Genomic DNA, 12,445 nt, shown 5'->3' with positions numbered 1-12,445 from the left:
ACACGTCAGTGAGGCCATCGCCTCTGCATTCAGACCAGAGCGGATCTCCCCCTACAAGGCAGGTTACTGGAGTCTTTTATGTCAAAGGAACAATATCTCACCCTCAACAGGGCCTCGGGGCCGAATAGCGATGCCCCGACCACGCCGTTTGTGAAAATCGTCGCGCTGATAGCAACGCTCGGCGGTTTGCTGTTCGGTTACGATACCGGCGTTATTTCCGGCGCATTGCTGTTTATGGGCAATGAGCTGCATCTCACCCCGTTCACCACCGGCCTGGTGACCAGCTCATTGCTGTTTGGCGCCGCGTTCGGCGCGCTGCTTTCCGGCTATATGGCCAGCGCGGCGGGTAGAAAGAAAATCATCCTCTGGCTGGCGGTTATCTTCGCCGTCGGCGCCATCGGTACCGCGCTGGCGCCCGACGTTAACTGGATGATTTTCTTTCGCCTGGTGCTCGGCATGGCGGTAGGCGGCGCGGCGGCAACCGTTCCGGTCTATATCGCCGAAATGGCGCCGGCGAATAAGCGCGGACAGCTGGTCACGCTGCAGGAGCTGATGATTGTCTCGGGCCAGCTGCTGGCCTATATCTCGAACGCCGGGTTCCACGCCGTGTGGGGAGGGGAGAGTACCTGGCGTTGGATGCTGGCGGTCGCCACGCTGCCCGCCGTGCTGCTGTGGTTTGGCATGATGTTTATGCCCGATTCGCCGCGCTGGTACGCGATGAAAGGGCGCCTGGCGGAAGCGCGCCGGGTTCTGGAGCGCACCCGCCGCAAAGAGGACGTCGAATGGGAGCTGATGGAGATCAGCGAAACCCTCGACGAGCAGCGCAGTCTCGGCAAGCCGCGGTTCCGCGAAATTATGACTCCGTGGCTGTTCAAACTGTTTATGATTGGCATCGGTATTGCCGTTATTCAGCAGCTTACCGGCGTAAACACCATTATGTACTACGCGCCAACGGTGCTGACGTCGGTGGGGATGAGCGATAACGCCGCGCTGTTTGCCACCATCGCCAACGGGGTGGTGTCGGTATTGATGACCTTTGTCGGCATCTGGATGCTGGGTAAAATTGGCCGCCGGACGATGACCATGATCGGCCAGTTTGGCTGTACCGCCTGCCTGGTGTTTATCGGCGCGGTGAGCTATTTGCTGCCGGAAACCGTCAACGGCCAGCCGGACGCGCTGCGTGCCTATATGGTGCTGGCGGGAATGCTGCTGTTCCTGAGCTTCCAGCAGGGCGCGCTGTCGCCGGTGACCTGGCTGCTGCTGTCGGAGATTTTCCCCACCCGCCTGCGCGGGATCTTTATGGGCGGGGCGGTGTTCTCAATGTGGATCGCCAACTTCCTGATTTCGCTCTTCTTCCCGATCCTCCTGTCGTGGATTGGCCTCTCCGGGACGTTCTTTATCTTCGCCGGAATCGGCGTATTTGGCGCGCTGTTCGTCATTAAATGCGTGCCGGAAACCCGCAACCGCAGCCTCGAGCAGATTGAGCACTATCTGCAGGACCGGCTTGATACCAGCGAAGAGCGCAAGGCCGCTCGTAAGGTGTGGGCCGAATCCCAGGCGGATAAGGCCTAAGTCAGCGTTACCCCGGAAAATCCCCGCAGGCGCCGCGCCGCCTGGCGGGGATGTGGGCCCGGCTCCCTGCTGCCTGGACTGGCGCTGTGCAACGCTTCCGGGGATTTCCCCTGCTGGCGCTGCGCCCGGCGGGAATCCGGGCCGGCACCGTCCTGGTATTCTCCCCGCTTCCGCTGCGCTTACCGGGGCTATGAATCAGCGCCGTTGCAGCATTTTGTGATCCAGCCTGAAAAACGGGCACCTGCGCCCGCAACCCCATTTACCTTGCCTTTCCCCGCAGCATAGTATGATCGTTAAATAAACGAACGCTGTTCTATAATGTAGAACAAATGCATCAACAAGGGGATCTCATGCAGCAGACCGTGCAGTTCTCAGGGATTATTCCGCCTGTTTCCACCATCTTTACCGCCGACGGCCAGCTTGATAAGCAGGGCTTCGCGGCGCTTATCGACGATACGATCGCTGCGGGCGTTGACGGCCTGTTCTTTCTCGGCAGCGGCGGGGAGTTCTCGCAGCTCAACGCCGAAGAGCGTAAGGCGATCGCGGCATTCGCTATCGGCCACGTCGATCGGCGGGTGCCGGTTCTGATTGGCACCGGCGGCACCAATGCGCGTGAGACCATTGAGCTCAGCCAGCATGCCCAGGCGGCGGGAGCTGACGGCATTGTGGTGATTAACCCTTACTACTGGAAAGTGTCGGAACAGAACCTGATTCGTTACTACCAGCAGGTGGCGGACTGCGTCACGCTGCCGGTGATCCTGTATAACTTCCCGGCGCTCAGCGGCCAGGACCTGACGCCAGCGCTGGTCAAAACGCTGGCGGATTCACGCAGCAATATCGTCGGCATCAAGGACACCATCGATTCCGTTGCCCACCTGCGTAGCATGATCCTGACCGTAAAATCGGCGCACCCGAACTTCTCGGTGCTCTGCGGCTACGACGATCACCTGTTCAATACGCTGCTGCTGGGCGGCGACGGGGCGATCTCGGCCAGCGTTAACTTTGCGCCGCAGCTGTCGGTGAAGCTGCTGCAGGCCTTCCGCGACGGCGACCTGGCGCAGGCGGCGCACTATCATCAGACGCTGCTGCAAATTCCGCAGATCTACCAGCTCGATACGCCGTTCGTGAACGTGATTAAAGAGGCGACGGTCCTGTGCGGCCGGCCGCTGTCCACGCACGTGCTGCCGCCGGCCTCGCCGCTGGATGACGCGGGTAAGGCGCAGCTCAAAGCGCTGCTGCAACGGCTCAAGCTCTGCTGAAACGGAAAAAAACGATGACCATCGACAAGATTTTCACCCCGCAGGACGATGCATTCTATGCGGTCACCACCCATGCCGCAGGCCCTCAGGGCGCGCTGCCGCTGACGCCGCAAATGCTGATGGAGTCGCCGAGCGGCAACCTGTTCGGCATGACGCAAAACGCCGGTATGGGCTGGGACGCCAATAAGCTGACGGGAAAAGAGGTACTGATCGTCGGCACCCAGGGCGGGATTCGCGCGGGCGACGGCCGACCGATCGCGCTGGGCTACCATACCGGGCACTGGGAGATTGGCCTGCAGATGCAGGCGGCGGCAAAAGAGATCACCCGCAGCGGCGGCATTCCCTTCGCCGCCTTCGTCAGCGATCCGTGCGACGGACGCTCCCAGGGCACCCACGGGATGTTCGACTCCCTGCCGTATCGCAACGACGCGGCGATCGTGTTTCGCCGCCTGATCCGCTCTCTGCCTACCCGACGCGCGGTGATCGGCGTCGCCACCTGCGACAAGGGGCTGCCCGCGACCATGATCGCGCTGGCGGCGATGCATAATCTGCCGACGATCCTCGTGCCCGGCGGAGCGACGCTGCCGCCAACCTTTGGCGAAGATGCCGGAAAAGTACAGACCATCGGCGCACGCTACGCCAACCACGAGCTGTCGCTGCAGGAAGCGGCGGAATTAGGCTGCCGGGCCTGCGCGTCGCCGGGCGGCGGTTGCCAGTTTTTAGGCACCGCCGGCACCTCGCAGGTGGTGGCGGAGGCGCTGGGAATGGCGTTGCCGCACTCGGCGCTGGCCCCGTCCGGGCAGGACGTATGGCTGGAGATCTCCCGCCAGTCGGCCCGGGCAGTGAGCGAGCTGGATAATCGCGGCATTACCACCCGCGAGATCCTGACCGATAAGGCCATCGAAAATGCGATGGTGCTCCACGCCGCGTTTGGCGGCTCAACCAATCTGCTGCTGCATATCCCGGCCGTTGCCCACGCGGCGGGCTGCACCATTCCCGACGTCGAGCACTGGACGCGCATCAACCGCAAGGTCCCGCGGCTGGTCAGCGTGCTGCCCAACGGCCCGGACTACCATCCGACGGTGCGCGCGTTCCTCGCCGGCGGCGTGCCGGAGGTGATGCTGCATCTGCGCGATCTTGGCCTGCTGCACCTGGATGCTATGACGGTCACGGGCCAGACGGTCGGGGAAAACCTCGACTGGTGGCAGGCCTCGGAGCGTCGGCAGAAATTCCGCCAGTGCCTGCTGGAGCAGGACGGCGTCGATCCGGATGACGTGATCCTGCCGCCGGAGCGCGCTAAAGCGAAAGGGCTCACCTCGACGGTGGCCTTCCCGGTGGGCAACATCGCGCCGGAAGGATCGGTGGTGAAAGCCACCGCCATTGACCCGTCGGTGGTGGACGACGACGGCGTGTACCGCCACACCGGCCGGGCGCGGGTATTTGTCTCGGAGGCGCGGGCGATCGGGGCCATTAAAAACGGCGAGATTGAGCGGGGCGATATTATGGTGGTGATCGGCGGCGGGCCGTCCGGTACCGGCATGGAGGAGACCTACCAGCTCACCTCGGCGCTGAAGCACGTTTCGTGGGGAAAAACGGTTTCGCTGATCACCGATGCCCGCTTCTCCGGCGTCTCTACCGGCGCCTGTTTTGGCCACGTGGCGCCCGAGGCGCTGGCGGGCGGGCCCATCGGCAGGCTGCGCGATAACGACATTATCGAGATCGTGGTCGACCGTCTTGCCCTGACCGGCAGCGTGAACTTTATCGGCACGGCGGAGGCGCGCCTGACGGTGGAGGAGGGCGCTGCGGAGCTGGCGGCGAGAGCGCCGCATCCGGATTTGCACGCCCATGATTTTTTACCGGACGATACACGCCTCTGGGCCGCGCTGCAGTCGGTGAGCGGCGGCACCTGGAAAGGCTGTATTTATGATACCGATAAAATTATTGAGGTTATTAACGCCGGTAAAAAAGCCCTCGGTTTATAAATAAATAAGCGTTAATTTTAGCCTGCGGAAAATATTCCGCGGGCGAATTTTCGTTTCCTTAAAAAGACTATTTTTTGAGAATTTTATTATTCAATAAGCTATTAAAAATAAAAGCTAAAAATATTTTTTCAGTTTCATCTTTATACCGACCGTAATCACAAAAACAAAAAAACATAATTCATAAATTAAAAATGGTCATTGTTGTAAAAACGCTCGCCTAATTACACTCTGTTAACACGAAAACGTGAATTAGGCACACGCATCACGGGTGTTTTCCTGACGACGCAGCGGGTATTTTTTTGCCCTCTTCAGGCCCCTGACGTTTGCATCATTCCACTCTCTGGGGTTGGGGATAAATATGCAATTGACCATGAAAGATAAAATTGGCTACGGGCTGGGTGACACCGCCTGCGGCTTTGTCTGGCAGGCGACGATGTTCCTGTTGGCCTATTTCTATACTGACGTCTTTGGGCTCTCCGCCGGCGTAATGGGAACGCTGTTTTTAGTTTCACGCGTGCTGGATGCCGTTACCGATCCGCTGATGGGGCTGCTGGTGGATCGCACCCGCACCCGCCACGGTCAGTTCCGCCCGTTCCTGCTGTGGGGAGCGATCCCGTTTGGCCTTGTCTGCATGCTGACCTTCTACACGCCGGACTTCTCCGCGCAGGGTAAAATCATCTATGCCAGCATCACCTATATCCTGCTGACGCTGGTGTATACCTTCGTCAACGTGCCCTACTGCGCGATGCCGGGGGTGATCACCGCCGATCCGAAAGAGCGCCACACGCTGCAGTCGTGGCGCTTTTTCCTCGCCGCCGCCGGATCGCTGGCGATCAGCGGTATCGCGCTGCCGCTGGTGGGGATCATCGGCAAGGGCAACGAGCAGGTGGGCTACTTTGGCGCGATGTGCGTGCTGGGGCTGACCGGCGTGGCGCTGCTGTACGTCTGCTTCTTTACTACCAAAGAGCGCTACACCTTCGAGGTGCAGCCGGGCGCCTCGGTGATGAAAGATCTTCGGCTGCTGTTCGGCAATAGCCAGTGGCGGATCATGTGCGCCTTCAAAATGATGGCGACCTGTTCCAACGTGGTGCGCGGCGGGGCGACGCTCTACTTCGTCAAATACGTGATGGATCACCCGGAGATGGCGATGCAGTTTCTGCTGTACGGCAGCATTGCCACCATGTTCGGCTCGCTGGCCTCGTCGCGCCTGCTGGGGCGCTTCGATCGGGTGAAGGCCTTCAAAGGAATTATCGTTATCTATTCGCTGTTAAGCCTGCTGCTGTTCTTTATCCCTGCCGAACAGATTGGGCTGATTTTCGCGCTCAACATCGTTTTCCTGTTCATCTTTAACACCACCACGCCGCTGCAGTGGCTGATGGCCTCCGACGTGGTGGATTATGAAGAGAGCCGCAGCGGCCGCCGCCTCGACGGGCTGGTGTTCTCCACCTATCTGTTCAGCCTGAAGATCGGCCTGGCGATCGGCGGCGCGGTGGTGGGCTGGGTTCTCGCCTTTGTGAACTACTCCGCCAGCAGCAGCGTGCAGCCGCTTGAGGTGCTCACCACCATTAAAATCCTGTTCTGCGTGGTGCCGGTGATGCTCTACGTCGGCATGTTCATCATGCTTTCACTCTACAAGCTGAGCGATGAGCGCGTTGAGGCCATCAGCCAGCAGTTACGTAAGCATCGCGCGGCGCAGAATGAAGACGTTCCCGCCGCAGCGGCCGCAGCATCCAATTAAGAGGGAGGCAATATGTACACGATTACTAACCCGATTTTGACCGGTTTCAACCCCGACCCGTCGCTGTGCCGGCAGGGCGAGGATTACTACATCGCGACCTCCACCTTTGAGTGGTTTCCGGGCGTGCGTATTTACCACTCGCGGGATTTGAAAAACTGGTCGCTGGTCAGCACGCCGCTGGATCGCGTGTCGATGCTGGATATGAAAGGCAATCCTGACTCTGGCGGCATCTGGGCGCCGTGTCTGAGCTACGCCGACGGCCTGTTCTGGCTGCTGTATACCGATGTGAAAATCGTCGACTCGCCGTGGAAAAACGGCCGCAACTATCTGGTGACCGCCCCCTCCGTCGAAGGCCCGTGGAGCGAGCCGATTGCGATGGGCAACGGCGGGTTTGACCCGTCGCTGTTTCACGATAGCGACGGCCGAAAATACTACATCTACCGCCCGTGGGGGCCGCGCCACCACAGCGATCCGCACTGTACCATCGTCCTGCAGGAGTATTTCCCGCAGACCCGGACCCTGTCGCCGCAGCGTAAAACCCTGTTTACCGGCACCGACCTGCGCTATACCGAAGGGGCGCACCTGTACCGCAAAGAGGGCTGGTACTACCTGCTGGTAGCGGAGGGCGGCACCAGCTACGAGCACGCGGTGGTGGTGCTGCGGGCGAAAAATATCGACGGGCCCTATGAGCTGTCTCCTGAGGTGACGCTGATGAGCAGCTGGCATCTGCCGGAGAACCCGCTGCAGAAAAGCGGCCACGGTTCGCTGCTGGAGACGCATACCGGCGAATGGTATATGGCGTATCTCACCGGCCGCCCGCAGCGCCTGCCCGGCGTACCGCTGCTGGCATCCGGCGGGCGCGGCTACTGCTCGCTGGGGCGTGAAACCGGCATTACGCCCGTCGCCTGGCGCGACGGCTGGCCGGTCATCGAAGGCGGTAAACACGCGGCGCTGACGGTGCCGGGGCCGCAGATGACGGAAAGCCAGGCGCCGGCAGAGTCGGCGTGGTGCGATGAGTTCGACGGCGCGACTCTCGACCCGGAGCTGCAAACCCTGCGTATTCCCTTTGACCAGACGCTCGGCTCCCTCAGCGCCCGGCCGGGCTATCTGCGCCTGTACGGCAACGATTCGCTTAACTCCACCTTTACCCAGTCCACCGTGGCGCGGCGCTGGCAGCACTTTGCCTTCCGCGCCGAAACGCGGATGGAGTTTGCGCCGGAGAACTTCCAGCAGAGCGCGGGGTTAACCTGCTATTACAACACCAAAAACTGGAGCTACTGTTTTGTCGATTTCGAGGAGGGGCGGGGCAGGACGCTGAAGGTGCTGCAGCTCGACCACAACGTCCCGTCCTGGCCGCTGCACGACCAGCCGATCCCGGTGCCGGATGAGGCGCAGAGCGTGTGGCTGCGGGTGGACGTTGACCATCTGGTGTACCGCTATAGCTATTCGTTTGACGGCGAGAACTGGCACCGGGTGCCAATCGACTACGCGGTGTGGAAACTGTCGGACGACTATATCGGCGGCCGCGGGTTCTTTACCGGGGCGTTCGTCGGCCTGCACTGCGAGGATATCAGCGGCGACGGCTGCTACGCTGATTTTGACTACTTCCGCTACCTGCCCTGCCGGTAGCGGACCAGGCCATCAGGCCGGGTAGCCCAGCGCTTTTGACAGCTGGCGCCCGGCCTCTTCCAGCTGCAGCCGGTAGTGGGCGAGCTCGTCATCGTCCACCCGTGAGGTGAGCGTGGAGAGGCTTAGCGCGGCAATCACCCGCGATTCATGATTCCACACCGGCACCGCCACGCAGCGTACGCCCTGTTCGTTCTCTTCGCTATCCAGGGCGTAGCCCCGGGCGCGGGTTTGCGCCAATATCTCCAGCAGCGCCTCGCGGGAGGTGATAGTCGTGGGCGTGAAGGGCGTGTACTGATAGCCTTCGAGCAGGGCATTCAGCTCCGCGTCGCCCAGCCAGGCAATCAGCACCTTGCCGATGGCGGTGGCGTGCACCGGCAGGCGGCGGCCAATACGCGAGTAGGCGATGGCGGCAAGCCGGCCTTCGATCTTCTCGATATAGACGCCTTCATGGCCGTCGAGAATACCGAGATGAGTGGTTTGCCCGGTATTTCGGGATAGCTCCGTCAGCCAGCCCTTCGCCTTCTGGCGGATATCCATTGAGCCCACCACAAAGTGGCCGCGCTCCACCAGCTTCATGCCGAGGCGGTATTTGCCGTTTTCCGGGTTCTGATCGATATAGCCGTGCAGCTGCAGAGTTTTGAGCAGCGAATGGAGCGTGCTTTTGCTCAGGCCCATTTGCTTGCTGATGTCGGTGATTTTGAGCTCCTTCGCCTGGTCGTTAAACAGATCTAGGATCGTCAAAGCACGTTCAACAGACTGAATAATAGGCATAATGTACGACCATTCACGCGGGGAGAGGGTGAAAAAGTACCCTTTTTAGGCTGAAAAATCAAACGGCTGGGGTGAAAACTCCTCGTCGCCCCGCTCAGCGCGGTGCGGCCGTCGGGGCGACGAGGTGGGGGCTTACTTTATCTCCGCGAGAGCGGTTTTATCTACGTACGGCTTCATCAGGGCATCGGCCTCTTTCTGTGCGGCCTGGGCCGCCGCTTCCGGGGTGACCTTCGCATCGTTGACTACCGCCGCCAGCTGGTTTTCCATCGCCTTACGTACGGCGACGGTTTCCCAGGTGGAGTACCACGGATGGGCGTATTTCAGCTGCTCCAGGGCGATGGCCGCGCGCGGGTCCTGCTGCAGATAGGCCTTCATTTCCGGCGTATCGTAGGCGGCTTTGCGCGGGGAGAAGTAGCCGGTAAAGCGGCTCCACTCGCCGTTGACCTGCGGGCTGACGAGCCAGGTCAGGAACTGATAGGCCGCCTTTTTCTGCTCGTCGGAAATGCCTTTAAAGCTCACCAGGCTGGCGCCGCCGATCGGCACCGCGCGCTGCTCTTTGGCCGGCAGCATCGCCACGCCGAGCTCGAAATCTTTGCTGTTTTCGCGCATAAAGCCCAGCGCGCCGGTGCTCAGCATTGCCATCCCGACCTTGCCGGAGAAGAACGACGCGCTGATCTGCTTCGAGTTGAGCACGCCGGAGGGCATCACCTTGTCCTGATACACCAGGTTCTGCCAGAAGCGCAGGGCGCCGATGGTGGTCGGGGCGTTGTAATAGACTTCGCCAGGATAGTCTTCGTTAAAGTATTTCCCACCGTTGGCGCGCACCAGCGCCGAGAAGATCCAGCCGCCGTAGTCGTCGTTGGTGGACGGCAGCATAATGCCCCACTGGCCTTTGCTCTCATCGGTCAGCTTTTTGGCATCCGCCAGCAGCTCGGCCCAGGTCTGCGGCGGCTGTTTGATCCCGGCCTGCTCGAACAGGGTTTTGTTGTAGTAGAGGATCGGCGTCGAGTTATGGAACGGAATGGCGTAGGTGGTGCCCATGACCTGGGCGTTCTTGTGCATCGCCGGCCAGAACTCGTTGACCAGGAAATCTCCGGCCTTCTGGTCGCCATATTTAAACAGCTCGTCCATCGGCAGGATCTCATCCTTGAGCGCCAGGTCGGTGGTGAAGTTGGCGGACATAATCACCAGCGCCGGCGGCTGCCCGGCCTTCTGCGCCGATTCGGCTTTGATCTTGGTGGTGTCGTAGTTGCCGGTAAAGATCCCGCGCACTTCCACGTCCTGCTGCGAGTCGTTAAAGGCTTTGATGACGCGGGTCATCTCCATGGTCAGCTTGCCGTCTACCGGCGCCGGGAACATGAAATCGATCTTCTCTTTCGCCAGCGCCGCGCCGCAGAGGGCAAGGCTAAGGCTGACGGTGATGGCCGCTAAGGGCTTAAGCATGGTCAATCTCCTGGAGTAAGCGCCTGGTCCTCAGGCTATTTTATTTGCCAGTTTGACCCTGGGCAGTGCTCAGAATCCTCACGTACTCCGTGTACGCTCCGATTCTTGCGCGCTGTCCGTGTCCAAACTGACTGCAACAATTACGCCTGATGAGCGGGCGCTAAATTATGCTGTTTCTCAGCATGAAAAAGATGAATATCCCCGGGCGAAAAGCCGAGGATCAGCGAATCGCCTTTCTCCGGCACCGCGCCGCGATGGCGGCGGCTAAAGCGCAGGGTGCCGATGGGGGTGCTGACGTGGAGCAGGTAGTCGGCCCCCATCAGTTCTCGTTGCAGCACGGTGGCACAGAGGCGCAGATGGCCCTCTTCCACGCGATCGCTGATATGTTCCGGGCGGATGCCCAGCCAGACGCGGGACTCATCGCGATAGCGCGGCGGCAGCGGATGACGCAGCTCGCCGAGACGTACCTCGCCGTCGGCGCAGGGCAGCGACAGCAGGTTCATCGCCGGGGAACCGATAAACCCGGCGACGAACAGGTTAGCCGGGTGGGCGTAGAGGTGCTCCGGGCGCCCGACCTGCTGCACGTGGCCGGCGTTCATCACCACGATGCGGTCGGCCATCGACATCGCCTCGGTCTGGTCGTGGGTGACGTAGATGGTGCTGGTTTTCAGCTGCTGGTGGAGATCCATAATGCTGTCGCGCACCTCGCTGCGCAGGCGCGCGTCGAGGTTGGAGAGCGGCTCATCCATCAGGAACAGCCGCGGATTACGTACGATGGCGCGGGCCATCGCCACCCGCTGGCGCTGGCCGCCGGAGAGCTTCGCCGGTTTGCGATCCAGCAGGGCGTCCAGCTGCAGCATCTGCGCGACTTTATCCACCCGCGGCTGCCAGCTGGCCTTCTCCTCTTTGCGCACCTTCATGCCGAAGGTGATGTTGTCGCGCACCGACAGATGGGGGAACAGGGCGTAGTTCTGGAAGATCATCGCGAAATTACGCTCGCGCGGCGACATATCGGTGATGTTCTGTTCATGCAGCCAGATTTCACCGTCGCTGACCCGATCGAGCCCGGCCAGCAGGCGCAGCAGGGTGCTTTTACCGCAGCCGGAGGGGCCGACCAGCACCACGAACTCGCCTTCGTGAATATCCAGCGACAGGGCGCTGAGGGCCGGCTTGCCGTCGAAGCGTTTACTGATATTTTGCAAACTAAGCATGGCGATTAGCGCTCTTGCGTCGGACAGCTGATGTTTTCGTCATACAGCCACGGCCCGGCATAGTGTGCCAGCGAGTGCTGGTAGCTCACCCACTGCTCGCCTACCTGGCGATGCATCAGGCAGGAGGCCGGCGACATGTCGTAGTACGGGCGGGTATCTTCGTGGAAATAGGGCACCTGATGCACGGTTCCCGGCACGGTGGAGATAATCGCCTGGCGGTGCTGGGTTAGGGTCAGGCTGTGGTTGTGGCCGCAGAAAATGCGCGTCAGCGACGGGAAGCGCTCCACCAGCGCCAGCAGGCGATAGCCGTTTTCACAGGCGATGGGGTCCATCTGGGCGTTGCCCAGCGGCAGCGGCGGGTGATGCATAAATACCGTCGCGGGCTTATCGCCGCCGTCGAACAGCTGCGCTTCCAGCCATTTAATGGTCTCGTCCGTCAGCCAGCCGCTGGAGGTGCCGGCGCGGCTGGAGTCGATAAACAGCAGGCGGGTGGCAAAATCGTCCACCGCGTAGTGCATGTTCTGCGGATCGCTGCCGAGCTGCGGGCACAGCGGATGCAGGTATTCCAGAAACAGCTCTTTATCGTCGTGGTTGCCGGGGATCAGATACAGCGGGTAGTTCAGGCCGCTGAGGATCTGGCGGGCCGCCTCGTACTCCTCCGGGCGGCCGCAGTTGACGATATCGCCGCTGACCACCACCGCGTCCGGACGCTCCTGCAGGGCGTTGAGCTGGGAGACCACGTCGGCGTTGGCGGCATTAACGTCGATAAAGCCGTACAGCTTCTGGCCGTGGCTGCGGAAGTGCGTATCGGAAATTTGCGCTAACAGCATCAATAACTCC

General features: G+C 61.0%; 9 protein-coding genes. 5 read left to right on the top strand and 4 right to left on the bottom strand.

Annotated features, from left to right (window positions below; all coding sequences use genetic code 11):
- Positions 1–78: 78 nt before the first annotated feature.
- From NWP14_RS22150 to NWP14_RS22130, 5 genes are all read left to right on the top strand, one after another.
- Entirely contained in the window at positions 79–1,572 is a 1,494-nt protein-coding gene (locus NWP14_RS22150; protein WP_375216016.1) for a sugar porter family MFS transporter, read from the top strand.
- A 350-nt stretch (positions 1,573–1,922) separates the two neighbouring features.
- Positions 1,923–2,831: a dihydrodipicolinate synthase family protein gene (locus NWP14_RS22145; protein WP_375216015.1), complete on the top strand. Its 909-nt coding sequence runs from the start codon at positions 1,923–1,925 to the stop codon at positions 2,829–2,831.
- A 14-nt stretch (positions 2,832–2,845) separates the two neighbouring features.
- The gene (locus NWP14_RS22140) at positions 2,846–4,813 is read left to right on the top strand and encodes a YjhG/YagF family D-xylonate dehydratase (RefSeq protein WP_375216014.1); all 1,968 of its coding nucleotides are present in this window, start codon (positions 2,846–2,848) and stop codon (positions 4,811–4,813) included.
- A gap of 358 nt (positions 4,814–5,171) precedes the next feature.
- On the top strand, positions 5,172–6,551 hold the full coding sequence (locus NWP14_RS22135; protein ID WP_095104241.1) for a glycoside-pentoside-hexuronide (GPH):cation symporter: 1,380 nt from the start codon (positions 5,172–5,174) through the stop codon (positions 6,549–6,551).
- A 12-nt stretch (positions 6,552–6,563) separates the two neighbouring features.
- Complete coding sequence (locus NWP14_RS22130) at positions 6,564–8,180, top strand: glycoside hydrolase family 43 protein (RefSeq protein ID WP_375216013.1); 1,617 nt, start codon at positions 6,564–6,566, stop codon at positions 8,178–8,180.
- Positions 8,181–8,192: 12 nt separating this feature from the next.
- Here NWP14_RS22130 and NWP14_RS22125 read toward each other — a convergent pair whose 3' ends face one another.
- The 4 genes from NWP14_RS22125 to NWP14_RS22110 all read right to left on the bottom strand — a co-directional run bounded on the left by NWP14_RS22125 (position 8,193) and on the right by NWP14_RS22110 (position 12,435).
- A complete protein-coding gene (locus NWP14_RS22125) occupies positions 8,193–8,951 on the bottom strand; it encodes an IclR family transcriptional regulator (protein ID WP_375216012.1) in 759 nt (252 codons plus the stop codon).
- Positions 8,952–9,083: 132 nt separating this feature from the next.
- Positions 9,084–10,394 (bottom strand): ABC transporter substrate-binding protein, encoded by a 1,311-nt coding sequence (locus tag NWP14_RS22120; RefSeq protein WP_375216011.1) that lies wholly within the window; start codon positions 10,392–10,394, stop codon positions 9,084–9,086.
- A gap of 140 nt (positions 10,395–10,534) precedes the next feature.
- Positions 10,535–11,605: an ABC transporter ATP-binding protein gene (locus NWP14_RS22115; RefSeq protein WP_346430509.1), complete on the bottom strand. Its 1,071-nt coding sequence runs from the start codon at positions 11,603–11,605 to the stop codon at positions 10,535–10,537.
- Positions 11,606–11,610: 5 nt separating this feature from the next.
- Positions 11,611–12,435, bottom strand: a complete 825-nt coding sequence (locus tag NWP14_RS22110) for a phosphodiesterase (protein WP_375216010.1) — start codon at positions 12,433–12,435, stop codon at positions 11,611–11,613.
- Positions 12,436–12,445: the final 10 nt, after the last annotated feature.

Origin of the sequence: Klebsiella sp. C349492, assembly GCF_042055345.1 — a bacterium.
Classification (GTDB): Bacteria; Pseudomonadota; Gammaproteobacteria; order Enterobacterales; family Enterobacteriaceae; genus Klebsiella; species Klebsiella scottii.
This window is presented reverse-complemented; position numbering and strand designations above follow the sequence as displayed.

Excerpts from the sequence above, each read along its gene's own strand:
- NWP14_RS22150 (WP_375216016.1), top strand. The coding sequence starts at position 79 with ATGTCAAAGGAACAATATCTCACCCTCAACAGGGCCTCGGGGCCGAAT.
- NWP14_RS22145 (WP_375216015.1), top strand. The coding sequence starts at position 1,923 with ATGCAGCAGACCGTGCAGTTCTCAGGGATTATTCCGCCTGTTTCCACC.
- NWP14_RS22140 (WP_375216014.1), top strand. The coding sequence starts at position 2,846 with ATGACCATCGACAAGATTTTCACCCCGCAGGACGATGCATTCTATGCG.
- NWP14_RS22135 (WP_095104241.1), top strand. The coding sequence starts at position 5,172 with ATGCAATTGACCATGAAAGATAAAATTGGCTACGGGCTGGGTGACACC.
- NWP14_RS22130 (WP_375216013.1), top strand. The coding sequence starts at position 6,564 with ATGTACACGATTACTAACCCGATTTTGACCGGTTTCAACCCCGACCCG.
- NWP14_RS22125 (WP_375216012.1), bottom strand. The coding sequence starts at position 8,951 with ATGCCTATTATTCAGTCTGTTGAACGTGCTTTGACGATCCTAGATCTG.
- NWP14_RS22120 (WP_375216011.1), bottom strand. The coding sequence starts at position 10,394 with ATGCTTAAGCCCTTAGCGGCCATCACCGTCAGCCTTAGCCTTGCCCTC.
- NWP14_RS22115 (WP_346430509.1), bottom strand. The coding sequence starts at position 11,605 with ATGCTTAGTTTGCAAAATATCAGTAAACGCTTCGACGGCAAGCCGGCC.
- NWP14_RS22110 (WP_375216010.1), bottom strand. The coding sequence starts at position 12,435 with ATGCTGTTAGCGCAAATTTCCGATACGCACTTCCGCAGCCACGGCCAG.